The sequence below is a fragment of the Mycobacterium sp. SMC-11 genome (assembly GCF_046250095.1).
Taxonomy (GTDB): Bacteria; Actinomycetota; Actinomycetes; order Mycobacteriales; family Mycobacteriaceae; genus Mycobacterium; species Mycobacterium heraklionense_A.
On record NZ_CP176430.1, the window covers coordinates 3241650 to 3264791 of the forward strand.

The following is a 23142-nucleotide window of genomic DNA, read 5'->3' on the forward strand; positions in this document are numbered from 1 at the left end:
GCTGTGCAAACGCGCTCCCCCGCGAGCGGGAGGTGCCCCCAGCTCGCGTCATGGGGAACGCTACTTGATCAGCGGGTCGCGGGGCATCCCCAAAATTCGCTCGGCGATCTGGTTGCGGGTCACCTCCGAGGTGCCGCCGGCGATCGCGATACCGCGCGCCCCCATCACCATCCGGCCAGCCATGGCGCCCGGCCCGTCGTCCAGGGCGACGTCCGGGCCCAGCAGCGCCGCTCCGATGGCCGCCCCATCACCCATGTGCTCGGCGAGCTTGAGCTTGGTGACGTTGCCCTCCGGTCCCGGGCCGGCGCCGGCGATGCTGCGTGCCACCCGGCGCAGGTTCAGCAGCCGCAACGCATGCTCGTCGGCGACGAACCGGCCGATCCGCACCGCAGCGTCGGCCACGGAATTCCGATGCTGCTGCGCCAATGCGATCAGCCGCTGGTCCACTCCGGCGGTGTAGGAGCCGCCACCGCCGATGCTGACCCGCTCGTTGCCCAAGGTGGCACGGGCGACCTTCCAGCCCTCGTTGACCTCGCCGACGACGTCCTCGTCGGGAACGAAGACGTCGTTGAAGAACACCTCGTTGAACTCCGACCCGCCGGTGATCTGGCGCAACGGCCGCACTTCGACGCCGGGCGCCTTCATGTCGATGATCACCATGGTGATGCCGGCATGCTTCGGGACGTCGAAGTCGGTGCGCACCGTGGCCAGGCCGCGCCGGCACAGGTGCGCACCGGAGGTCCACACCTTCTGGCCGCTGATCTTCCAGCCACCCTCGACCCGGGTCGCCTTGGTCTTGACCGCGGCGGCATCCGAGCCGGCGGCGGGCTCGGAGAACAGCTGGCACCAGATCTCCTCCTGGCGCAGCGCCTTCTCCACGAATCGCTCGATCTGCCAGTCGGTGCCCTGCTGAATCAGCGTCAGGATCACCCAGCCGGTGATCGAGTAGTCGGGCCGCTGGATTCCGGCGGCGCTGAATTCCTGCTCGATCACCAGCTGCTCGACGGCGTCGGCGGCCCGACCCCAGGGCTTGGGCCAGTGCGGCATGACATAGCCGGTCGCGATCAGCTTGTCCAGCTGGTCTTCGCTGCCCAACGCCGCGATCTCGGCGGCGTCGGCGTGGATCCGGGTGCGCAGCTCCTCGGCCTCGGGCGGCAGGTCCAGGCTGTTGGCCCGGGTGATGCCGGCCGCGGCGCTCTCGAAGACGGCCAGGGCCGGTGCGTCGCCGCCGAACAACGCCTGCACCGTCAGGGCCCGGCGCAGCTGCAGGTGTGCGTCGTGCTCCCAGGTGTAGCCGATACCGCCGTGCACCTGGATGTTGAGCTCGGCGTTGCGCACGTAGGCGGGGAACGCCAACGTGGCGGCCACCGCGGCGGCCAGCCGGAAGGCGAATTCGTCCTCGCCATCAGCCCGAGCGGCATCCCACACTGCGGCGATTGCCGATTCGGCGCCGACCAGCATGTTGGCGCAGTGGTGCTTGATGGCCTGGAAGGTGGCGATGGTGCGGCCGAACTGTTCGCGCACCTTGGCGTACTCGACTGCCGAATCGGTGCAGTCGGCCGCGCCGCCGACCGCTTCGGCGGCCAGCAGCACCCGGGCGCGCGCCAGCGCGGACTCGCGCCCGCCGGCCAAGACGTCGTCCGGGGTGACGCCGACCCCGGTCAGCGTCACGCGCCCGGACCGGCGGGTCGGGTCGAGGTTGCCGGGCACGTCGACATTGACACCGGCGCGGTCGCGCTCGAGCACCAGCACGTCCTCGCCGGCGGCCACCAGCAGCACATCGGCCAGGCCCGCGCCCAGCACCACCCCGGCGTCACCGGAGGCCACTCCGCCGTCCAGGACCAGGCCGCCCGGGCCGCCGGCCAGTCCGACCCCGGCGGTCACCGAACCGTCGATCAGTCCGGGCAGCAGGCGGGCCTGCTGCTCGGGGGTGCCGGCGGCGGCGATCACCGCGGAGGCGATGACGGTCGGAACGAACGGACCCGGGGCAACTGCGCGGCCCAGCTCCTCGATCACCACCACCAACTCGGGCAGCCCGAAACCGGAGCCGCCGTGCTCCTCGCCGATATGCAGGCCCAGCCAGCCCAGGGACGCCAGTTCGGTCCAGAACGGGGGCCGAGTCTCCTCGGCGGCGTCCAGCAGCGTCCGGGCCGCCGAGCGGGCCTTCTGTGCGGTCAAGAACCCGCGGGCCACCTCGGCAAGTTCGCGGTGGTCGTCGGTCAATCCAATGCCCATGGGGAGTCTCCTGGCTTTCGTTTACTTGGGGGCGAACCGCTGCCCGGCGTCGAGCCGCAGGCATTGTCCGTTAAGCATCGGGTTGTCGACGACAGCGGCAACCAACTTGGCGAACTCCTCGGGCCGGCCGAGGCGCTTGGGGAACGCCGCGTCTTTGGTCAGGGCACTGGCGAACTCCTCCGGGATGCCCTTGGTCAGGCCGGTGGCGAACAGGCTCGGCGCGATCGCCAGCGCCCGGATGCCCACCGAACCGAGGTCGCGAGCCATGGTCAGGGCCATACCGGCCACGCCCGCCTTGGCGGCGGTGTAGGCGACCTGGCCGATCTGGCCCTCGAAGGCCGCGATCGACGCCGTGTTGATGATGACGCCGCGCTCTTCGTCTTCGGGCTCGTTGGTGCTCATGTGCGCGGCGGCCAGCCGGTTGATGTTGAACGTGGCGATCAGATTCAGGTCGATCACCGCACGGAAGGACTCCAAATCGTGCGGGCCGGACTTGGACAGGGTGCGCTTGGCGATACCCCCGCCGGCCGTGGTGACGATGACGTGCAGCCCGCCCAGGCCCTCGACCGCCGCAGCCAGAGTCTTCTCGGTAGCGTCGAAGTCGGTGATGTCCACCGGGTAGAAGACACCGGCTCCGCCCTTCAGACCGGCGGCCACCTCCCCGCCCTCCGAGCCTTCCCGGTCGAGCACCGCAACATCCGCCCCGCCGGCAGCCAGCAACTCCGCGGTAGCGCGGCCCATTCCGGAGGCGCCACCGACGATGATGACCTTCTTCCCGTTGATGTCCATGCAGACCCCTTCGCCGCCGTTACTGGAAATCTAGTAGTTGAGAATCTAGGACAAGTTATCGTTCCGCTCGGAAACCGCTGCCCCTCGGGCATCACAGAAGGCCCCCAGGAGGTACCCGTGGCCGCACCGACGGCGCCAGAGGTAGTCGAGCGACACGACGGGCCGGTGACCTATGTGCACACCGATCCCCAGCTGCCCCCGGTGGCCGTGCTCGACCGCTCCCCCATCTCCGCGCGGCACAAGACGGTGTTCGGTGCGCTGGCGGTCGCGGGGGCGGTGGCCTGGGCATCGATCGCGTTCGCCCGCGGCGAGTCGGTGAACGCGGTGTGGTTCGTCATCGCCGCGGTGTGCACCTACATCATCGGATTCCGTTTCTACGCACGGTTTATCGAGCGCAAGATCGTGCAACCGCGCGACGACCACGCCACGCCTGCGGAGATCTTGGAGGACGGCACCGACTATCTGCCGACCGATCGCAGGGTGCTCTTCGGCCACCATTTCGCTGCCATCGCCGGCGCAGGTCCGCTGGTCGGCCCGGTACTGGCCACTCAGATGGGCTACCTGCCGGGGACCATCTGGATCATCATCGGCGCGGTGGTGGCCGGTTGCGTGCAGGACTACCTGGTGCTGTGGTGCTCGGTGCGCCGACGGGGTCGCTCCTTGGGACAGATGGCCCGCGAGGAGCTGGGCGCCGTCGGCGGTGCGGCCGCGATCATCGGCGTGCTGGTCATCATGGTGATTCTGATCGCGGTACTGGCACTGATCGTGGTGCGGGCGTTGGCCGTAAGTCCCTGGGGTGTGTTCTCCATCGCGATGACGATTCCGATCGCCCTGTTCATGGGGTTCTATCTGCGGTTCCTGCGGCCAGGCCGGGTATCCGAGGTGTCCCTGATCGGAATCGTCGCGTTGCTGGGCGCTGTAGCAGCGGGCAAGTGGGTCGCCGAAACCTCTTGGGGTGTCGCATGGTTCACGTTGTCCCCGGTGACGTTGTCCTGGTGCATCATCGGTTACGGTTTCGCCGCCTCGGTGCTGCCGGTGTGGCTGCTGCTGGCGCCGCGCGACTATCTGTCGACGTTCATGAAGGTCGGCACCATCATCCTGCTGGCCGTCGGCATCCTGGTTGCCCGGCCGCTGATGGCCGCGCCGGCCGTCTCGGAGTTCGCCCGCACCGGCGACGGACCGGTGTTCGCCGGGTCCCTCTTCCCGTTCCTGTTCATCACGATCGCGTGCGGAGCGCTGTCCGGATTTCATTCGCTGATCGCCTCGGGTACCACGCCGAAACTGCTCGAAAAAGAGAGCCAGATGCGGCTGATCGGCTATGGCGGCATGCTCACCGAGTCCTTCGTGGCGGTGATGGCGCTGATCACCGCATCGATCCTGGACCAGCACCTGTTCTTCACGCTCAATGCACCGGTCGCCGCAACCGGCGGTACCGCCGAGAGTGCCGCCGCGTACGTCAACGGGCTCGGGCTGGACGGGCCCCCGGTGACCGCCGAGCAGATCACCGAGGCCGCCACCTCGGTCGGGGAACAGTCGATCGTGTCGCGCACCGGCGGGGCCCCCACCCTGGCGCTAGGAATGGCCGACGTGCTGGGGCGTGTGTTCGGCGGACCGGGTCTCAAGGCCTTCTGGTACCACTTCGCGATCATGTTCGAAGCGCTGTTCATCCTGACCACCGTTGACGCCGGCACCCGGGTGGCTCGATTCATGCTCTCCGACGCCCTGAGCAACCTGGGTGGGCCGCTGCGCCGGCTGTCCAACCCCAGTTGGCGGATCGGGGCGTGGGTGTGCAGTGTGGCCGTGGTCGCCGGGTGGGGTTCGATCCTGTTGATGGGCGTCACCGATCCGCTCGGCGGGATCAACACCCTGTTCCCGTTGTTCGGTATCGCCAACCAGCTGCTGGCCGCGATCGCGCTGACGGTGGTGACGGTGATCGTGATCAAGAAGAGCCGGGGCAACTACGGCCTGAAATGGGCGCTGGTCCCGGGCATTCCGCTGCTGTGGGATCTAACGGTCACCATGACGGCCTCGTGGCAGAAGATCTTCTCCGGCGATCCGCGGGTGGGCTACTGGACGCAGCATTTCGCCTATCGGGCCGCTGAGCGGGCCGGCGAGACGTCGTTCGGATCGGCGGCCAACGCATCGCAGTTGCACGATGTCGTCCGCAACACCTTCATCCAGGGCACCTTGTCGATTGTGTTCGCCTCGCTGGTGGCGGCGGTGGTCGTCGCCGGAATTGTGGTGTCGCTACGGGCGATTCGTGGAACAGTCTCGACAATCGAGCCGCCGCCGATGCCATCGAAGCGGTTCGCGCCTGCTGGGTTGATTCCGACCGCGGCCGAACGAAAGGTGCAGGAGCAATGGGACGCCCGCTGCTCGGATTAGCGCGGGCCGCTCGCCATGTCGGCTGGTACTGGGCATCGCTGTTGGGCGACAACCACTACCACCGCTACCTGGAGTACCGCCGCCGTGCTCATCCCGGCGAACCGGTGCTCTCCGAGCGCGACTACTGGCGGCGCCGTCACGACGGCGATCCCGGAGCGCGCTGCTGCTGACACCGCCGCCCACGGGCCGTGTCCAAACCTTAATGAAGCCTTGACCGTCTCGTGGGCATGTGCGCGAGGCATATCGACGCGAATCTCCCTACCATCAACGGCGATAACCAAAGTTACAAGATCGGGAAGGTATGCCGACGATGTGGACATCGGTGCGCTCAGCAATGGTGGTGATCGGGGTCGCGGTCACAACGCTCGTGACGCCGCCCGGAACAAGTTCGGCCGCGGCCAGCCAGCCGCCCGGCGCGGGGATCGCGTCGATCCAGCCGTCGTCGGGTGCGGTCGTCGGCGTGGCGCACCCGGTCGTGGTGACGTTCTCCGCACCGGTGATCGACCGCCGGGCCGCCGAGCGCTCCATCGCGGTGCGGTCCAACCCGCCAATGACCGGAACGTTTGACTGGGTCGACGACACCGAGGTGCAGTGGGTTCCCGACCACTACTGGCCCGCGCACAGCGCCGTGGCACTGTCGGTGGGCAAGCTCTCCGTCGACTTCAGCACGGGCGCAAAGGTTGTCGGCGTCGCCAGCATCTCGGCGCACACCTTCACCGTGACCGTCGACGGTGACAGCGACGAGGCCGGCCCGCTGCCCACGCCGCACCACCGCCCGCACTGGGGCGAAGACGGCGTCATGCCCGCCACCATGGGCAAGACCGAATACGAGACGCCGACGGGCAACTACACCGTGCTGGGCAAGGACCGCAAGGTCGTGATGGACTCGAGCAGTGTGGGGATCCCGATCGACTCCGCCGAGGGCTACCGCTTCGAGGTCGAGCAGGCGGTACGTATCACCCGCCGCGGACTCTACGTCCACTCCGCACCCTGGGCGCTGCACTCCCTGGGGCTGGAGAACGTCAGCCACGGTTGTGTCGGCCTGAGCCCCACCGATGCCGAGTGGTACTTCGACCGGGTCAACATCGGCGACCCGGTGATCATCAAGGAGTGACGCGGGCCGCTGGGACGTCCGCTAGGACGTCCCAGCGCTGCCGAATTCGACCGGCATAGCGTCGATCCCGTTGATCCAGGGCAGCACCGACCGTGACGGGCGATCCAGCTGGTGGATGTCGGGAATGATGTCTGCCAGCGCACCGAAGATCAGGTTGATCTGCATGCGGGCGAGGTTGGCCCCGATGCAGTAGTGCGCTCCGGGAGCCCCGAAGCCCAAGTGCGGATTGGGGCTTCGCAGGATGTCGAACCTGAACGGGTTGTCGAACACCTCGTCGTCGTAGTTGGCCGAGCCGTAGAACATGCCGACCCGCTGGCCCTTACGGATCTGCACTCCGCCGAGTTCGACATCGCGTAACGCCGTGCGCTGGAAGGAGATGACCGGCGTCGCCCAGCGAACCACTTCTTCGGCCATGGTGGTGGGGCGTTCGTCGACGAACAGCCGCCATTGGTCGGGGTGGTCGAAGAACGCCAGCATCCCCTGCGAGGTGGCGTTGCGGGTGGTCTCGTTGCCGGCCACCATCAGCATCATCACGTAGTAACCGAATTCCAGCGCGGTCAGCTCTTCGCCATCGATGGTCGCGGTAACCAACGCCGTCGCGATGTCGTCGCGCGGGTGTGCCTTGCGGTCTTCGGCCATCTGATAGGCGTAGCCCAACAGTTCGGCGGAGGCTTGGAGCCCGTCGGCTCCGGCTTCCGGTTCGCCGTTGCCGCCGCCCACCAGCCGGTTGCTCCAGTCGAAGACCTGCTGGCGCTCGTCTGCTGGGACACCGATCAACTCGCAGATGGTCGCCAATGGCAGCTGCGAGGCCACCTCGGTGACGAAGTCGCCGGTGTTGTGCTCGGCGGCGGCCGTGACGATCTCTCGGGCTTGGCGGTCCAGCGAATCCCGCATGCCGGCAACCACGCGGGGCGTGAAACCCCGCGAGACGATCCGGCGCAGCTTGGCGTGCTTGGGTCCATCGAGAAACAGCATGATGTTGTCGCGGCTGGCATCGTGGAGCTCTTGGTTGTCCGTGGTATTCGTCCGGATCAGCGAGGTGTTCTCGTGCGAGGAGAACACCTCGTCCTGCAGAGACACCGCCCGGACATCGGCGTGCTTGGTGACGACCCAGTAGCCCTCGTCCGGGTAGCCAGATACGCCGAAGGGCTGAGCGTTCCACCAGATCGGTTCGGTTTTGCGCAGCAAGGCGAACTCCTCGTGCGGGATCCGCTCGCCGATGAGTGCGGGGTCGGTGAAGTCGAACCCCTCCGGCAGCAGGTGCTGTGTGTCGGTCATCGTGCTCCCTCTCGCTCTACCAGCGGTTGCCACGCCAAACCTGCACCGGCGCTGTTGATGTAGCCGCCCGAGGGGGCGGCGAAATGCGATCCGAGCAGCAGCGCCCGCTCGTCGGCGACGCGGCGCAGCAGAGCCCGACGGCTGGCGCGAGCAGCGCTCGGGTCGGCGTCGGGCCGGGCACTGATCTCGGGGTCGGCGATCTGGACCGGATGGTGCACGACGTCGCCGCTGATGTAGGCGACCGCGCCCGCGGATTCGATACGCACCGACACGTGGCCCGGGGTGTGACCGGCAGTGGGGACGAGCCGGACCGTCTCGGTCAGCCGATGATCCGGCCCGACCAGCCGCAGCTTGCCGTGCTGAGCCAGCGGCGCGACGCATTCGGGTGCCACCCGGTCCTCACCGGTGAATTCGCTCCAGTGCGCGTGCTCGGCCGCGGTCACCAGGTAGTCGGCGCCGGCGAACCTCGGCACCCACTGCCCGTCCTGCTCGATGGTGTTGCCCCCGGCGTGATCTCGGTGCAGATGCGTGCACACCACCGCCGTGATGTCGCCGGGGCTGAATCCGGTAGCCGCCAACGACTCCTCGAAGCGGTCGGGGAGGTTGCGCGTCCGCAGAAAGCTTTCGGCGAAGCAGGTGTCGACCAGCACGCACGACGCCTCGGACGCGATCAGATAGGACTGGATCGCCATCAAGATGTTGCCCGACGCGTCGCGGTAGTCCGCCAGCGTGTCGTCCGCGAATCGCTCGGATGCCGCTTCGAAGAGCAGGGCGGGTGGGATCGGTATGACCGCCTGCAGGACCGCGTGGATGTCAACGTCGCCGACGGTCCAGTGCTGCACGCCAGGGTCCCCTTCTCGCAGCGCGATCGTATGCCACGAATCATTTGGAAGTGAGCGATTCGAGGAACCGGGTCCGTGCGGCCCGATCTGGCACACTCGACGCGTGGCAGCTCCCACCGTTCGCTTTCGGCGGCTCGCCGAACAGGTCGCCGACGAACTTCGTCGGCGCATTCTGACCGGCGAGCTGACCGACGATCACGTGCTCCCCAAGGAGGACGAACTCCTGGTCGAGTTCGCCATCAGCAAGCCGTCCCTGCGTGAGGCCATGCGCATCCTCGAGGCCGAGGGCCTGCTCACCGTGCGCCGGGGCAAACGGGGCGGCGCGGTGATCCATCGACCCACTCCAGCAAACGTCGCCTACACCATGGGCCTGGTCTTGGGCTCGCAACAGGTCAGTCTCGCCGACGTCGGGACCGCACTGCTGCAGGTCGAACCGGCCTGCGCGGCACTGTGCGCGGGGCGGCCGGACCGAAAAAGCACGGTGGTGCCCATTCTGCGCCGTTTACACGAGGAATCGGTGGCCGCGGTCGACGACCTGCAGAAGGCCACCTCCGCCAGCCGCCGCTACCACGAGGCCCTGGTCACCCACTGCGGCAACACCACCATGCTCGTCATGGCGGGCGCGCTCGAAGCCCTGTGGTCCGCACACGAGCAAAGCTGGTCCAGCCAGGTCACCGACCATTCGACGGTGCCCGTTCCCGAGCGCCGCGCTGTCTTGGAGGACCACCGTCAGGTGATCGACGCCATCGATGTCGGCGACGCCCAGCGGGCCCGCGACCTCGCCGCGGCGCACCTTCTGCACGTCCAGCACTATCCCGGCCGTTCGGGGGTCGTCGACCCCGCCATGGTCCGTCCCCGCGGGATCTCCAGCGCCGGGCACCCCGACCTTTGAGGAACTCGTCGACTCCGTTGACGGGGCCCCTTATTTCCATATGATTTGTTCATGACGGAGTCCGTCGACGTCCAGTGCGCCCGTCCCGGCGGCTCAGCGGTCTGGTCGCCATCCGTGGTTCCGCCGATCGGCGTCGAGCTGAGCAACGCCCAGGCGCTGGCCATCGCGTTTCGTCATCTCGCCGACATCGGCTTCGCCGAGAACATGGCCGGCCACATCACCTGGCAGCCCACCGGCCAGACCGACATGCTGGTCAATCCGTGGGGCCTGTGGTGGGCCGAACTCACCGCCTCCGACATCTGCACCGTCGACGCGGACGCCCGCGTCGTCGCCGGCCGCTGGGATGTCACCCCCGCCATTCATATCCACACCGAACTGCACCGCGCCCGCCCCGACGCACGCGTGGTGATCCACAACCACCCCTACTACGTGAGCCTGTTGGCGTCGCTGCAGACGCTGCCGGAGCTGGTCCACCAGACCGGCTCGCTGTTCCTCGACGACCTGTGCTTCGTCGAGGACTACGACGGCGAGGTGGACAGCGCCGCGCGGGCCCGGGATCTGGCCGAGCGTATCGGTACCGCGAACCTGGCGATCCTGGCTTCGCACGGGGTGATCGCCACCGGACGCACCCTGGCCGAGGCGGTCTATCGGTCCGCCACCATAGAGCGGGTGTGCAAGCTGGCCTACCACGTCATGTTGACCGGCCGGACGCCCACGCCGATGAAACGCTCCGATATGGCCGGGATGCAGGCGTCGCTGATCGAACGCGCCGCCGACGTGTACTGGGCCGGCGCGGCCCGCATGACCATCAAGGCCGACCGGCATGTGCTCGACTGATCAAGACTCTCGACTGACCAAGACTGAGGTTCACCGGTGAAATCGATTGACGAGCTCAGCTCCGACCTGAGCTTCACCACCGCCAAGGCCGGAGCGGAACGCACCGTGACCTTCCTCCCGGAACCGCCCCGCGCACAACGCCGCTACACGGTGATCTCGGTCGACGACCACATCGTCGAACCCCCGGACACCTTCCTCGGTCGAGTACCCCGCAAACTTGCCGACCGGGCGCCGCGGGTGGTCGAGACCGAGACTGGCGGCCAGACCTGGATGTACGACGGCCAATCACTGCCCAACGTCGGGTTCAACGCCGTGGTGGGGCGTCCGGTGTCGGAGTTCGGCTTCGAGCCGGCCCGATTCGACGAGATGCGCCGCGGCGCCTGGGATATCCACGCACGCATCAAAGACATGGACCTCAACGGCGTCTACGCCTCGCTGAACTTTCCCTCCTTCCTGCCCGGGTTCGCCGGCCAGCGCCTGCAACTGACGACCGGCGACCGCGAGCTGGCACTGGCATCAGTGCGGGCATGGAACGACTGGCACCACGAGGTATGGGCCGGTTCCTATCCCGACCGCATCATCGGCTGTCAGCTGCCCTGGCTGCTGGATCCCGAGGTCGGCGCAGCCATGATCTACGAGAACGCCGAAAGAGGCTTTCGCGCCATCACTTTCAGTGAGAATCCGGCCATGCTGGGGCTGCCGACCATTCACTCCGGGCATTGGGACCCGATGATCGCCGCCTGCGCCGAAACCGGCACCGTAGTCAATCTGCACATCGGTTCGTCGGGCACCTCGCCGTCGACCACCGATGATGCTCCGCCCGACGTCGCCGGCGTCCTGTTCTTCGCCTACGCCATCTCCGCCGCGGTCGACTGGCTGTACTCCGGGTTGCCCAGCCGCTTCCCCGAGTTGAAGATCTGCCTGTCCGAGGGCGGAATCGGCTGGGTCGCAGGGCTGCTGGACCGCCTCGACCACATGCTGAGCTATCACGAAATGTACGGAACCTGGAAGGCGCTCGGCGAGACGCTCTCCCCGGCTGAGGTGCTGCAACGCAACTTCTGGTTCTGCGCGGTCGAGGATCAGTCGTCGTTCTGCCAGCACGAGCGCATCGGCACCGACCACATCATGCTGGAAGCCGACTACCCGCACTGCGATTCGACCTGGCCGAACACTCAGCAGGTGATCCATGAGGAGATCGGCAACCTTGCCCCCGAGGTGATCCGGAAGTTCACCTGGCAGAACGCCTCTCGCCTCTATCGGCATCCGGTTCCCGAGGCGGTCCAGCACAACCCGGATGCGTACTGAACATGGCTGCCTCACCGTCACCGCTACGAGTTGCGGTGCTCGATGACTACCAGGGCATCGCCGCCACGGTGGACTGGTCGCCCATCCCCCGGCCCGTGGATCTGTTGGCGATCCGTGAACACCTCGCTCCCGGTGACGAACTGGTGGCCCGGCTGGCCGACCGCGAGGTGGTGGTGGCGATGCGCGAACGCACGCCGATCGGCGCCGACCTGCTGTCTCGGCTGTCGGAGCTGAAGCTGCTGGTCACCACCGGGCCGTTCAACGCCGCCATCGACGTGGCCGCGGCCCACCGGCTCGGGATCACGGTGTGCGGGACCGGTGGCACCATCACGCCCACGGTCGAACTCACCTGGGCGTTGATCCATGCCTTGCAACGCCAGCTGATCGCCGAGGACGCGGCGCTGCGGGCCGGTCGGTGGCAGCAGACCGTCGGCGCCGATCTGGCCGGCGCGACGCTCGGACTGGTGGGGCTGGGCCGCATCGGCCGGCTGGTCGCCGCGGTGGGCCACGCCTACGGCATGCGAGTGACGGCATGGAGCCCACACCTGACTCCAGAGCGGGCCGCCGAGGCGCAGGCGCAGCTGCTGGACCGGCGCAGTCTGTTCGAGAGCGCCGACGTCGTATCGATCCACATGGTGCTCTCCGAGGCGACCCGCGGCCTCGTCGGTCGCGACGAGCTGGCCGCGATGAAATCCAGCGCGATCCTGGTCAACACCTCCCGGGGCGGGTTGATCGATGAGGCGGCACTGATCGACGCACTGCGCACCAACCGGATCCGCGGGGCGGGGCTCGACGTCTACGACCAGGAGCCGCTGCCGGCCGGGCACCCGCTCACCACGCTGGGCAACACCGTGCTGACCCCGCACCTGGGCTACGTGACCGAGAACTGCATGAACGTCTTTTATCGCGATATCGTCGACGACATCGTCGGCTACTGCGCCGGTACTCCGTGCCGGTTGGTGAAACCATAATCGCGCCGTTCACACCTTTTCCGATAACAGCTTTTTGTAACGGTGCAGTCGCCCTGGAATAACGGTTCTACAAACAAACTATCGTCGGACGATTTCACAATGATTCCGTAACAGAAAAAGGTCCGCGAACACAATGTTCGCGGACCCTTTTCTGAAACGTGCTATTTAGTGCCGCCAGCCAAACCGATAGGGGCACTGATGGCGTCTGTCATCAGTCCCGCGATCGGGCTGGCCGCAGCGGCTCCGGCCGGACCCGGCGCCACCAGAGGCACGGGCGGCGGCAGTCCGGGAACCACCGGAATCGGGGCAATCGGGATCGGGGGCACCGGCCCCGGCAGTCCCATCGGTACAGGACCAGCAAGAGTGGTCAGATCAGCCGCAGCTGGCCCACAGGGCACCGCGCCGGCCGCCCCGACCACGCCTGCCGGTGCCCCACCGTCACCGGATGTTTGAGCGATCACACCACCCGCACACACCGGCCCACCAAGGGGCAGGTTCCCGACGGGCACAGCACCCGCCGGACCGCTGAGAATCAACCCGCTTGCATAAAAGCCGATACCGGCGAATATCGCTTTACCGAGTCTCCCGAGGCTCTTCACGTAAACTCCGATGATTAGTATCCAGTCCCCCCGGACACGCAATCTTCTGACTGCAAAACGAACCGTATCACAGGCGTGTAAGTTACCGGGCCGGCCAATTGACTCGTTACCGTAACGATGCGGTTCAGGCTTTGTGACTCTATGTTCACCAGGCGGCCTGGTCGCGATTCTGCGCAATCAGCGCAGACCGAACGGGATACCCATCGAAATGAGTGGAGCTAAGGGGACTCGAACCCCTGACCCCCACACTGCCAGTGTGGTGCGCTACCAGCTGCGCCATAGCCCCGCGTTGTCGTGCTCATCGAAGCTACACCACAGGCGCACCAAGGTTCAAAACAGCTACTCAGTGGGCCTGTTTTCAGGCCGGATGCTGGGTCTGATGCAACCCGTAGGGCACCGCGTCGAGCAGCGTCACCGTCACGTTGGCCCCGCTGGGCACCTGGTAACTGCGCTCCTCCCCGGGCCGGGCTCCGGTGATCGCCATGCCCAGCGGCGACTGCGGCGAATAGACCTCCAACCCGCTCTGGTCGTCATCGCGGACGCCGAGCAGGAAGGTCTCGGTGTCCCCGTCGCTGTAGCGGACAGTCAGTACCATGCCGGGCTCGGCGACCCCGTCGTCCGGCGGATCCTGGCCGACCACGGCGACCGCCAGCAGGTCGTGGATCTGGTGGATCCGAGCCTGGCGTGCCTGTTGGTCACTGATGTCTTCACCGCCCGAAACATCTTGCGGTGCAGATAGTTCCGCCAGCTCGGCCAGCAACCGGTCCTTGGTCTGCTGGGTCATCCAGACACCGTTCGTATCAGTCATCGACAGTTCTCCTTTACAACAGCATTTGATTCGAAAATTCACCGACCCGAGTGGGTCAGCGCAAGGGATCGAGGTCACGCAGCACGGCGGACTGTTTGCCGGTGGTGATCTGCTCGGCCAACAATCGGCCCGTTATCGGACCGTGCGTCATGCCCCACATGCCGTGCCCACCGGCAACGTAAACGGTGTGCGGGCACACCTCCCCCACCAAGGGCCGCCCGTCGGGGCTGACCGGACGTGGACCCACCCACACGTCGGTGCGCTCATCCCAGCGGACACCGTCGAGCAGGGGTCGGGTGGCGGCGACGATGGCTTCGACGCGGGCCGGGACGATCGGGGCGTCGGGATCGCCGAACTCCATGGTGCCGGCGACTCGCAGCCGGGCATTCAACGGCGTGCAGGCCACCCGGGCATCGGGCAGGTAGATCGGCCCGGTGACCGGCCCATCGACCGGCACCGAGAAGGAGTAGCCGCGCCCGGCCCGCACCGGCACCCGGATCCAGCGCGCTGCGAGTCGGGACAGCCAGGCACCGCTGGCGATCACCGCTGCATCGGCCGTCAAAGTGCTGCCGTCGCTGCTGGTCACGGCCACGCCGTCACCGTGGGGCGACACATCGGCGACATCGAGAACGTGCAGAACGGCACCGCGCTGCACCACCGTGCGGCCCAGTGCAGTCACGAACCGGCCCGGGTCGAGGAAGCGCTGACCGTCGATCTGCACCCCGGCAGCGACCGCCGAGGACGCCAGCGGCACCCGCTCGGCCAATGCGGCACCGGTCAGTTCGGTGCCGTACACCGGCTGGCCGGCCTCGGAGAACCGGCGCAGCTCGTCGAGCAGTCGCTCCGCGTCAGCCGAGGTGCGGAAGATCGCGGTGATGGGGGCATCGGTGATCGGGGCGTCCACCCCGTTGGCGAGCAGAACGTCATAGGCCTCAATGCATTCCGCGCTCAGAGGCGCGTTGGCCCGCACCGCGCGGCGCCAGGCCGCGGGACGGCTGTTCGCCGCGAAGCGCGCCAAGAACGTCCACAGTGCCGGGCCGGCATTGAGCGGCACCTGCAGCGGCGCGGTCCGACTCAGCAGGGACCGCAGCCCGAAGCGCAGGTTGGCCGGCTCGTTGAGCGGAATCGCCAGCGCCGGGGAGATCCAGCCGGCGTTGCCCCACGAGGACCCGGCCGCCACTCCGACACGGTCGACCACGGTGACTTCGACGCCGCGCTCCTGCAGAAACCAGGCGGTGGACAAGCCAACGACGCCGGCACCCACCACGATCACAGATCGTGGTGCGCCGTCGATTCGATTGGCTGCACCCATTACTCCATGATGCGACTGCCCTCAGACACCTGGTTTAACCGAATCGCACAACAGCGACGTCACTGTTTGTCGAGTTCCGACATGTCACCCGCCGCGAGCTCGATCATCGCCGCGAATCGGGTCCGCGGATCCTCCAGCCCCAGTGGCGTCACCTCGGCCATCTTGCGCAGCCGGTACCGGACGGTGTTCTCGTGCACGCCCAGCTGCTCGGCGGCCCGGGCCAGGTCGCCTTGTGCGTCGAGCCAGGCCCGCAGCGTGGACACATAGGGCGTGTTGTGGGCCGCGTCGTGGTGTCGTAGCTCTGCGACCGGCCCGCGGGTCGGCACCCGTCCGGCTCGCGCCGCGGTGTGCAGCCGGCGCAGCACGATCTCGTCCCAGGACTCGTCGTAGGCCGGCGGAACGCTCTCGGGCCGGCCGACTTCGTGCAGCCCGAGGCATTCTTCGGCTTCGCGACCCGCGGCGGCCAGCTCGGTGACCGTGGCAACCGCACTGATCCCGGCCCACACGCTCGCGTGTGGCGGCAGGGCACCGGCCAGGCCGCGCACCCACTGCCGGGCAGCAGCGGCGTCCTCAGCGGGCAGCAGGGTGTAGACGGTGTTGGCGGCCAGTGCGCTGCGACCTGGACGCGACCAGCCGAATCCCGTGGTGACGGCCTCGAAAGCCAACAGCAGCCCGGCATGAGGTTGCGTAGCGATCCGGGTGTGCACGGCAATTACTCGCAACGGAGCCTGCGGCAGCCCCAATCTGGCCACCAGGGCCAGCGCATCGTCCGGCTCAGTCTGTTCATCCAAAAGCCTGGTCACCCAGTCGGATTCGACTTGTCGCTCCAAGTCGGCACTAGCCCGCGACCGCAGCACATGCAAGGCCACCGTGCGGGCACCGTCGGCCAGTGCGGTCAGCCGCTCACCGCTCAACGGGTGCGGGCAGGCCACCCATACCGCACCCAGCGTCTCGCGGCCGGCACGCACCGCCACCACCATCCGGCCGGTCAAGCCGTACTCGGGATCGGCAGCGACGAATAGCGGCTCGTCGTGGATATCCAAATGCGCTAAAACGCCGCGCTTTTCGAATAACTCCCGAAGCGGCTCGGACTCCTGCCGGTTCAGGATCGTCGCCGATCGCGCCGGGTCGGCATGCCGCTGGCCACGCGAGTAGGACAGCACCCTGCCCAGCTGGTCCTCGATGGTGACCGCACCGCCCACCGCTTCGGCGAGACTGTCGGCCACGGCGAAAAGATCCGTTGGCCCACGGCCCGATTCGGTCTCCCGGCCTTCGAGCACCAAGCCGTAGACCACCGCGGCCAGCTCGCTCCAGGACACCGCGGCGTCCACCACGAGCACGGCAAGCGACTCACCCTCGCCGGCGAAGGAGGTCTTGTCTTCGACGTCGCGCACCAGTACAGCGACGGCCTTGGCGGCCACCGCCCAGCGCACCGCCTCCTTTACCGAGCGGGCGCCGACCGCCAACAGGACGTCGCCGACAACGACACGCTCACCGGTCACCTCGTGCATCACGACACTGCTCAGCCGCGTCGTCCTCGGAATGGAGCAGAACCTCAGCCGAACCCCGTAGCTGCCCACCACGTTGACCAGCCGGTCCAGTGTCACCATCAACCGAGCCTAGCCACGTCTCGTCGGCGAGCCCGCCGATCGGGCTGCTCTCCCTGGTCTCCGGCGCCCACAGCCACGTGAGCGCCGCCACCAGCAGCACCCCACCGCTGATCGCAAAACCCCACTCGAAAGACATCCGTTCGGCGATCTGGCCGACCGCAATCGAACCGACGATCGACCCGAAGTCGGCCATCATCTGATAGGTCGCCACCGCGGTGCCCGCCCGGGCTTGGTTTCCGACCAGGTCGGAGATGACGGCCTGCTGCGGCGACCCGTAGATCCCCGAGGCCACTCCGGTCAGGTACGACACCAACAAGAACACCACCAGCGATGCGCTCGCGCCCAGCAAGATCGTCGTGACACCAGATGCCGCCAGGCCGGCGATCAGCAGCCCCTTGCGACCAATCCGGTCGGAGAGCTGGCCGCTGGGCAGCACCGCACAGACATTGCCTATCCCGATCATGGCCAGTGTCAGTCCGGCGAAGGAGGGCCCGCGGTCCAGGACTTCGGTGACGAACAGCGGCACCAACGCAACCCGGAGACCGAAGACCGACCAGCCGGTGGCGAAGTTCGACAACAGCGCCGAGCGGTACGCGCGATTCCCCAGCGCTGTACGCACCGACACCGTGGGTCCGGTCGATTCGGCGGCTTCGGCCAAATGCGAGTGGCGCAGGCTGACGAAGACGCCGGTGGCCGTCACGATCAGCACCGAACCGTAGAACAAGAACGGTGCGCTGAGGCCGAAACCCGCTGTCAGACTGCCCAATACCGGCCCGCCCACAGTGCCGAGCAGGAAGGCCGTGGCGAACAGCCCGGCGACGCGACCGCGGGCGTCCTCCGGGCTGATCCGGATCATCAGGCCCACCGCGGCGATGAAGAACATCGTCGATCCGACGCCGCCGAGGGCGCGGAAGAACAGCAGCTGCCCGTAGGACTGCACGAAGGCGCAGGCCGTGGTGGACACCGAGACGATCAAGAGGCCGGCCACGTAGACCCAGCGCTCCCCCAGTCGTTGAACCAGCAGGCCGCTCACCGGCGCGAAGAGCAGTCGCGTCAGCGCGAACGCGGTGATGAGAAATGTCGTCGCGGAGATGCTCACCCCGAAATGACGTGCGTAGACCGGCAGTACCGGTGACACCAACCCGTAGCCGAGGGCGATCAAGACGTTGGCGACGAGCAGTACCCAGATCTCCCGCTGCAGCCGCGGTTTAGCGGCCGGGGAGTCGTTGGTCACCCGATAACTTTAGACAGCCTCGGTAATCTCTTCCTCGGGAGGCTTGATCATGAACGACGCCGTCGATGCGGCCCGTACCGGCGGCCCCGATCAGTCGCCGCCGCGGCCGGTGGTGCTGCAGCTGTGGGAGCAGTGGGCCGCGTTCAAACCGTTCGCCGTAGCCGGCGCCACCTCGATCGTGGTCGGTGGCGTGATAGCCGCCGCCATCGCCGCCCCGGCGCCCACCCGTCACGGGGTCTGGGCGGTGGCCTACCTGGTTCTGGTACTCGGTGCCGGCCAACTGGCGATCGGGGCCGGCCAAGCGCTGCTACCGGCCACCTCGCCGTCGCCGCGCGAGGCAACGCTGGGTGCCGCGGCGTTCAACCTGTCCGGCGCCGCCATCGTGGTCGGCGTCGTCACCGACCACGTCGCGGTGTTCTACGCGGGTTCTGCGCTGCTGTTCGCCGTGCTGGCCTGGTGGCTCTACCGGGTTCGGCGCAGCACACGTCGGGGTTGGGGCCTGTTCACCTACCGGCTTTTCCTGGCGGCATTGGTGGTGAGCATTCCGATCGGGATGGCGATCACCACCGCGGGCCGCAGCTAGTTCACTGCCGGGCCAGCAGCTTGGCCAACACCGCCGCCTGACTGCCGTCGACGTCGCGGCTCGCTGTCACCAACGTGACGGTCTTCTTGCCGCGGGCCAGCGCGCGCAGGCCGGCGAACCCGGCGGCGCCCTTCTCGGTCTGCAGTTCGTCTTCGTAACGACGGACGAACTCGTCGAAACGCTCGGGCTGATGGTTGTACCACCGGCGCAGTTCGCTCGACGGTGCGGCGTCCTTGTACCAGTGCCCCACCCGGGGATCGTCCCTGCGGAAGCCCCGCGGCCACACCCGATCGACGAGGATCCGCTCACCGTCCTGCGCACTGGGTTCGTCGTAGACGCGGGCGACCCGGAACGTGGTTGTGGGACTCATACCCCAGGCTATCGCCGGCCGACGGCGCACGTCAGCCGCCGTTCATACCACCCGCGACGCCTTAGAAGTTAGCTTAGGCAATGCTATCTTGACATTATTTACAGTTTCGCTCGTAGAAATTGGTGTGTGGCGTGAGCGGTGGTTGGATCGCATCTCCCCCGGAGGTGCATGCCGCGTTGTTGAGCAGCGGTCCCGGCCCCGGTGCTCTGTTGGCCTCCGCTGGCGCCTGGTCGGCGCTGAGCACCGAATACTCTGCCGCGGCCGCCGAGCTGATCACCGTGCTGGGCGCGGTCTCGGCGGCCTGGCATGGCCCGAGCGCCGCCAGCTACACCGCGGCGCACGCGCCCTACCTGCAGTGGCTGACGCGCGCCAGCATCGACAGCGCCCGCGCCGGCACCGAACACGAAGTCGTCGCGGCCGCCTACAGCACCGCCCTGGCCGCCATGCCGACGCTGGCCGAGCTGGCGCTCAACCACACCCTTCACGGCGTGCTGACCGCCACGAATTTCTTTGGTATCAACACCATCCCGATCGCACTCAATGAGGCCGACTACGCCCGCATGTGGGTGCAGGCGGCCACCGTTATGGCGACCTACGAGGCGATGTCCGGTGCTGCCCTGGCCTCGCTGCCCGGCGCGGACCCCGCGCCGCCGATCCTGGCCGCCGACAACGGAATCGGTGGCGACGATGATGAGCCGACGGATCCGATCGAGGAAGCCAACCGCTGGTTCTGGTTCATCTTCTGGAACATCGTGTTCTGGTCGACGTTCCTGTTCATCGTGACGATTCCGGTTCGGATACCGATCGTGCTGCCGTTGCTGATCAACGCCATCAACGACTTCATCGCATCGATGCAGGTGCCACCGCCGGAGCCGGTCATCGAACAGCCCGCGCCACAGCCCGTCCCGATACGGCACCCGGTCGTGGCTCGACCGGCCCACGAGCCGGTCGCCGTTGCGGTCGGGGTCGGGGGCGGTATCGCCGGTTCGGCGGGGACCTCCGCGGGCCCGGCCGGTGCGACGACCACCGGGCCGGCACTACCGGCGGGGGGCGCCGAAGCGTTGGCCTATCTGGTGACCGGGGGCCACGCCGAAGGTTTCGGGCCCACCCTGACCGGCCGCGACCAGTCCAGGGCTCCGGGCGCCGGCGTTTCCGCGGCGGTCTCGGCTCGCGCGCCGGCAGCTCGCGCACCGCTGCGGTCCCGGCGTCGGCGTCGCACCCAGATGAAGGAATACGCCGACGCCACTATGACGCTGGGGGCCGGCTCGCCCGATGCGACAACCACATCCACCGGCTCGGAGTCCGGCGCGGGAGCACTGGGATTCACCGGGACAACGCAGCGAAGCGACGCGGGAGCAGCAGGATTGGCCCGGTTGCGTGGCAACGTATTCGGCGCCGGCCCGGTAGTACCCCTGTTGCCCGAGACCTGGGATCACGACTCGGACGAGCGGTCGCCTTCCTAATTGCTTGGCCGCGAACCGAACCGGCGCCGGCCCCGTGCCCCGAAGGCACGCATGGCCCCGAGCGCCACCGCCATCCGACGCTTCGACGACGGGTACCACAGCAATTCGGACTTACTCGTGGGCAGCCGCGGAGACGTAATAGCCTGCTGGCGACAGTATTTGATGATTCCGGAGGCGCCCCCGGCGCGGTAGCCGATGCCGGACTCTTTCCAGCCGCCCATCGGCAGTCCGGGGCAGAAGACATTGACCAAAGCGTCGTTAACGTTCACCGCGCCCACTTCCAGCCGACGCGCCAGCCGCTCGCCGCGGCGGTTGTTACCTGTCCAGACCGTGGCCGACAATCCGTACGGTGAGTCGTTGGCCAGCCTGATGGCCTCGTTCTCGTCGGCGACTTTGATGACGGGCAGGGTCGGCCCGAAGGTCTCTTCGGTCATGCACGTCATGGACGGGTTCACGTCAGCGATCACGGTCGGGGCGAAGTAGGTCCCCACACCGGTCGCCTTGCCGCCCGCGAGCACCCGGGCACCGGCGGCCGTCGCGTCGTCGACGTGGCGCGCCACGATGTCACGTTGCGCCGCGGTCGCCATGGCGCCGGTGTCACCGTCCTGGCCCTGTTGCACCTCACCGACCCGGGCCGCCAGCTTCGCGACGAATTCGTCGTAGACCGGCGCCTCGACGTAGACCCGCTCCACCGACACACAGACCTGTCCGGAGTTGAACATTCCGCCCCACGCAATGCCGTTGGCGGCGCGGTCGAGGTCGGCGTCGGCCAACACGATCGCCGGGTCCTTCCCGCCCAGTTCCAGGCCGTAGGGAATCAATCGCTGCGCGCAGGCCACCGCGACCTTGCGCCCGGTGGCCGCCGACCCGGTGAACTGCAGGAAGTCGGCGTGTTCGATCAGCGCCTGGCCGGTCTCGCCGTAGCCGGTGGTCAGGCCGAGCACTGGCGGTGCGCCGATCTCGGCCCAACCGCGCACGAACTCGACCGCCGACAGCGGCGTCACTTCGGAGGGCTTGAGCAGCACGGCCGCGCCGGCAGACAAGGCCGGCGGCACGTCGAGACCGGGCATCGCGAACGGGAAGTTCCACGGCGTGATGACCCCGACCAGCGGGTAGGGACGGTAGGCGGTGGTGAACCGCTTGACGCGATAGAGCGGGCTGTGCGCCTTGGGATGCCGGTCGGCGAGAAACTCCTTGGCGTTCTTGGCCCAGTAGCCGATGGCGTCTGCCGTGGCGACCGCCTCCAGGCTGGCGTCGACGTGCGACTTTCCGGTCTCGGAGATCAACACCTCGGTGATGTGATCGGCGTGGTCCAGAATCCAGTCCTGCCACGCCAACAACCACCGCTTGCGGCCGCTCGGCCCGAGCGCCTCCCATTCCGGTTGGGCTGAAATGAGTTGGGCTGCCTTGTCGGCCACCGTCTGAGGGTCGTCGATCGGCACGGTGCCCGACACGGCCCCGGTCGCGGGGTTGTGCACCGTGATCATCGACTCGGCCCTGGATTGCACTGCGGTCATGTTGCGCTCCCGATCTAGAACCTGCGGGGAGGCTGTGACCTCGCCGTATGTGATCGTCAGTTGCCGCGCGGGAGTTTGTCAAGGGTCCTGAACCGGCCGCTATTGCGCCAGGTACCCCCCGTCGACGGGCAGCACAGCTCCGGTGATGAAGGAGGCGTCGTCGGAAGCGAGGAAGACGATGGCGCTGGCTACTTCGGCCGGCTCGCCGATACGGCCCATCGGATGCATGCGTTCGACCACCGCCAAATACTCAGAGCCACCCGGCTCCTCCGGAAGCCGTTCGACTCGCTCGGTGCGAATCGTTCCGGGGGCAACGGCGTTGACTCTGATCCCCCGGTCGGCCCACTCGACCGCCAAGTGCTTGGTCAAACCGCTGGCGATGAACTTGGCGGGCCCGTAGGCCGCCTGCCGCTTCTGCCCGGCCAGGCCGGAGATCGACGAGAGGCACACGATCGCCCCACCGCCGGTTGGCAGCATTGCCTCGATTGCGAATTTGCACGTGAGGAACATGCCGCGGCCATCGATGGCCATCACGTTGTCCCAGTCGGTGGCGGTCACCTCCTGTGCATCGCCGAGCGGGATGATGCCGGCGTTGGCGACCAGCACATCGAGCCGTCCGAAGCGGTCGACCGCCGCGCCGATCATCCGTTCCGCGTCATTCTGGACCGAGACGTCGCCGACGACGGTCTCAACCTGCGCCCCGGCATGCCGCAGTTCCGCTGCAAGTGCCTGCAGCGGCTCGCCTTGAAGGTCAGTCACAACCAGGCGCGCACCTTCGCGTGCGAAGAGCGCGGCGGTGGCTCGACCGATGCCAAAGGCTGCCCCGGTGATTACTGCCGACTTTCCCAGGAGGCGTCCTAGTCCGTCGGCTGCGCCGTCCGTCATCTACGCGTCATCTCGGTCAACACTGGCCCCTACTTCCTTATCCGCCGAGCTTTTCAAGGCGATAGATGGCCACATCGTGATCGGGGCCTCGCCACAGGGCGGGACGCGAACAG

The 23142-nt window shown here is 67.5% G+C and carries 20 protein-coding genes and 1 tRNA gene; 9 read left to right on the forward strand and 12 right to left on the reverse strand.

Annotated features, from left to right (window positions below):
* Window positions 1–60 precede the first annotated feature (60 nt).
* The gene (locus ACKY0X_RS15355) at window positions 61–2235 is read right to left on the reverse strand and encodes an acyl-CoA dehydrogenase (protein ID WP_409426737.1); all 2175 of its coding nucleotides are present in this window, start codon (window positions 2233–2235) and stop codon (window positions 61–63) included.
* 21 nt (window positions 2236–2256) lie between these two features.
* Window positions 2257–3024, reverse strand: coding sequence for an SDR family NAD(P)-dependent oxidoreductase (locus tag ACKY0X_RS15360; RefSeq protein ID WP_409426738.1), 768 nt, complete (start codon window positions 3022–3024; stop codon window positions 2257–2259).
* Window positions 3025–3141: 117 nt separating this feature from the next.
* Here ACKY0X_RS15360 and ACKY0X_RS15365 point away from each other — a divergent pair, with 117 nt between their 5' ends.
* From ACKY0X_RS15365 to ACKY0X_RS15375, 3 genes are all read left to right on the forward strand, one after another.
* Entirely contained in the window at window positions 3142–5409 is a 2268-nt protein-coding gene (locus ACKY0X_RS15365) for a carbon starvation CstA family protein (protein WP_409426739.1), read from the forward strand.
* The gene (locus tag ACKY0X_RS15370) at window positions 5385–5579 is read left to right on the forward strand and encodes a YbdD/YjiX family protein (RefSeq protein ID WP_409426740.1); all 195 of its coding nucleotides are present in this window, start codon (window positions 5385–5387) and stop codon (window positions 5577–5579) included. Before ACKY0X_RS15365 ends, ACKY0X_RS15370 begins: the two co-directional genes overlap by 25 nt.
* A gap of 140 nt (window positions 5580–5719) precedes the next feature.
* Window positions 5720–6523, forward strand: a complete 804-nt coding sequence (locus tag ACKY0X_RS15375) for a L,D-transpeptidase (protein WP_109413703.1) — start codon at window positions 5720–5722, stop codon at window positions 6521–6523.
* Between the two features lie 21 nt (window positions 6524–6544).
* Here the strand turns inward: ACKY0X_RS15375 and ACKY0X_RS15380 are convergent, their stop codons facing one another.
* Complete coding sequence (locus tag ACKY0X_RS15380; protein WP_409426741.1) at window positions 6545–7801, reverse strand: cytochrome P450; 1257 nt, start codon at window positions 7799–7801, stop codon at window positions 6545–6547.
* Complete coding sequence (locus ACKY0X_RS15385) at window positions 7798–8643, reverse strand: MBL fold metallo-hydrolase (protein WP_409426742.1); 846 nt, start codon at window positions 8641–8643, stop codon at window positions 7798–7800. The genes ACKY0X_RS15380 and ACKY0X_RS15385 overlap by 4 nt, the downstream gene beginning before the upstream one ends.
* Window positions 8644–8746: 103 nt before the next feature.
* Here ACKY0X_RS15385 and ACKY0X_RS15390 point away from each other — a divergent pair, with 103 nt between their 5' ends.
* The 4 genes from ACKY0X_RS15390 to ACKY0X_RS15405 are packed head-to-tail and all read left to right on the forward strand — an operon-like array spanning window position 8747 to window position 12648.
* Window positions 8747–9535 (forward strand): FadR/GntR family transcriptional regulator, encoded by a 789-nt coding sequence (locus ACKY0X_RS15390; RefSeq protein WP_409426743.1) that lies wholly within the window; start codon window positions 8747–8749, stop codon window positions 9533–9535.
* 51 nt (window positions 9536–9586) lie between these two features.
* Window positions 9587–10372 carry a class II aldolase/adducin family protein gene (locus tag ACKY0X_RS15395; protein ID WP_409426744.1) on the forward strand — a complete coding sequence of 262 codons (786 nt, stop codon included), beginning with the start codon at window positions 9587–9589 and terminating at the stop codon, window positions 10370–10372.
* A gap of 36 nt (window positions 10373–10408) precedes the next feature.
* Window positions 10409–11677 (forward strand): amidohydrolase family protein, encoded by a 1269-nt coding sequence (locus ACKY0X_RS15400; RefSeq protein WP_409426745.1) that lies wholly within the window; start codon window positions 10409–10411, stop codon window positions 11675–11677.
* 2 nt (window positions 11678–11679) lie between these two features.
* Window positions 11680–12648 carry a D-2-hydroxyacid dehydrogenase family protein gene (locus ACKY0X_RS15405; RefSeq protein WP_409426746.1) on the forward strand — a complete coding sequence of 323 codons (969 nt, stop codon included), beginning with the start codon at window positions 11680–11682 and terminating at the stop codon, window positions 12646–12648.
* A gap of 812 nt (window positions 12649–13460) precedes the next feature.
* On the opposite strand, the gene ACKY0X_RS15410 is transcribed toward ACKY0X_RS15405, so the two are convergent.
* The 5 genes from ACKY0X_RS15410 to ACKY0X_RS15430 form a co-directional block, all read right to left on the reverse strand.
* Window positions 13461–13533: transfer RNA gene (locus ACKY0X_RS15410), tRNA-Ala, on the reverse strand.
* A gap of 72 nt (window positions 13534–13605) precedes the next feature.
* Window positions 13606–14055, reverse strand: a complete 450-nt coding sequence (locus tag ACKY0X_RS15415) for a GreA/GreB family elongation factor (RefSeq protein ID WP_409426747.1) — start codon at window positions 14053–14055, stop codon at window positions 13606–13608.
* 55 nt (window positions 14056–14110) lie between these two features.
* Window positions 14111–15367: an NAD(P)/FAD-dependent oxidoreductase gene (locus ACKY0X_RS15420; RefSeq protein ID WP_409426748.1), complete on the reverse strand. Its 1257-nt coding sequence runs from the start codon at window positions 15365–15367 to the stop codon at window positions 14111–14113.
* A gap of 59 nt (window positions 15368–15426) precedes the next feature.
* Window positions 15427–16977, reverse strand: a complete 1551-nt coding sequence (locus ACKY0X_RS15425) for a PucR family transcriptional regulator (RefSeq protein WP_409426749.1) — start codon at window positions 16975–16977, stop codon at window positions 15427–15429.
* Window positions 16859–18211 (reverse strand): MFS transporter, encoded by a 1353-nt coding sequence (locus tag ACKY0X_RS15430; RefSeq protein WP_409426750.1) that lies wholly within the window; start codon window positions 18209–18211, stop codon window positions 16859–16861. Before ACKY0X_RS15430 ends, ACKY0X_RS15425 begins: the two co-directional genes overlap by 119 nt.
* 49 nt (window positions 18212–18260) lie before the next feature.
* On the opposite strand from ACKY0X_RS15430, the gene ACKY0X_RS15435 reads away from it, so the two are divergent.
* A complete protein-coding gene (locus tag ACKY0X_RS15435) occupies window positions 18261–18794 on the forward strand; it encodes a hypothetical protein (protein ID WP_409426751.1) in 534 nt (177 codons plus the stop codon).
* Window position 18795: 1 nt separating this feature from the next.
* On the opposite strand, the gene ACKY0X_RS15440 is transcribed toward ACKY0X_RS15435, so the two are convergent.
* Window positions 18796–19164: a DUF488 domain-containing protein gene (locus ACKY0X_RS15440; protein ID WP_409426752.1), complete on the reverse strand. Its 369-nt coding sequence runs from the start codon at window positions 19162–19164 to the stop codon at window positions 18796–18798.
* Between the two features lie 131 nt (window positions 19165–19295).
* Between ACKY0X_RS15440 and ACKY0X_RS15445 the strand changes: the two genes are divergently transcribed.
* The gene (locus ACKY0X_RS15445; RefSeq protein ID WP_409426753.1) at window positions 19296–20627 is read left to right on the forward strand and encodes a PPE family protein; all 1332 of its coding nucleotides are present in this window, start codon (window positions 19296–19298) and stop codon (window positions 20625–20627) included.
* Here the strand turns inward: ACKY0X_RS15445 and ACKY0X_RS15450 are convergent.
* Both ACKY0X_RS15450 and ACKY0X_RS15455 read right to left on the reverse strand, forming a co-directional pair.
* Window positions 20624–22144, reverse strand: coding sequence for an aldehyde dehydrogenase family protein (locus ACKY0X_RS15450; RefSeq protein WP_409426754.1), 1521 nt, complete (start codon window positions 22142–22144; stop codon window positions 20624–20626). The genes ACKY0X_RS15445 and ACKY0X_RS15450 overlap by 4 nt on opposite strands.
* A 99-nt stretch (window positions 22145–22243) precedes the next feature.
* A complete protein-coding gene (locus tag ACKY0X_RS15455; RefSeq protein ID WP_409426755.1) occupies window positions 22244–23029 on the reverse strand; it encodes an SDR family NAD(P)-dependent oxidoreductase in 786 nt (261 codons plus the stop codon).
* Window positions 23030–23142 lie beyond the last annotated feature (113 nt).

Excerpts from the sequence above, each read along its gene's own strand:
- ACKY0X_RS15380 (WP_409426741.1), bottom strand. The coding sequence starts at position 7,801 with ATGACCGACACACAGCACCTGCTGCCGGAGGGGTTCGACTTCACCGAC.
- ACKY0X_RS15395 (WP_409426744.1), top strand. The coding sequence starts at position 9,587 with ATGACGGAGTCCGTCGACGTCCAGTGCGCCCGTCCCGGCGGCTCAGCG.
- ACKY0X_RS15415 (WP_409426747.1), bottom strand. The coding sequence starts at position 14,055 with ATGACTGATACGAACGGTGTCTGGATGACCCAGCAGACCAAGGACCGG.
- ACKY0X_RS15455 (WP_409426755.1), bottom strand. The coding sequence starts at position 23,029 with ATGACGGACGGCGCAGCCGACGGACTAGGACGCCTCCTGGGAAAGTCG.
- ACKY0X_RS15450 (WP_409426754.1), bottom strand. The coding sequence starts at position 22,144 with ATGACCGCAGTGCAATCCAGGGCCGAGTCGATGATCACGGTGCACAAC.
- ACKY0X_RS15360 (WP_409426738.1), bottom strand. The coding sequence starts at position 3,024 with ATGGACATCAACGGGAAGAAGGTCATCATCGTCGGTGGCGCCTCCGGA.
- ACKY0X_RS15405 (WP_409426746.1), top strand. The coding sequence starts at position 11,680 with ATGGCTGCCTCACCGTCACCGCTACGAGTTGCGGTGCTCGATGACTAC.
- ACKY0X_RS15370 (WP_409426740.1), top strand. The coding sequence starts at position 5,385 with ATGGGACGCCCGCTGCTCGGATTAGCGCGGGCCGCTCGCCATGTCGGC.
- ACKY0X_RS15435 (WP_409426751.1), top strand. The coding sequence starts at position 18,261 with ATGAACGACGCCGTCGATGCGGCCCGTACCGGCGGCCCCGATCAGTCG.
- ACKY0X_RS15375 (WP_109413703.1), top strand. The coding sequence starts at position 5,720 with ATGTGGACATCGGTGCGCTCAGCAATGGTGGTGATCGGGGTCGCGGTC.
- ACKY0X_RS15440 (WP_409426752.1), bottom strand. The coding sequence starts at position 19,164 with ATGAGTCCCACAACCACGTTCCGGGTCGCCCGCGTCTACGACGAACCC.
- ACKY0X_RS15355 (WP_409426737.1), bottom strand. The coding sequence starts at position 2,235 with ATGGGCATTGGATTGACCGACGACCACCGCGAACTTGCCGAGGTGGCC.
- ACKY0X_RS15420 (WP_409426748.1), bottom strand. The coding sequence starts at position 15,367 with ATGGGTGCAGCCAATCGAATCGACGGCGCACCACGATCTGTGATCGTG.
- ACKY0X_RS15425 (WP_409426749.1), bottom strand. The coding sequence starts at position 16,977 with ATGGTGACACTGGACCGGCTGGTCAACGTGGTGGGCAGCTACGGGGTT.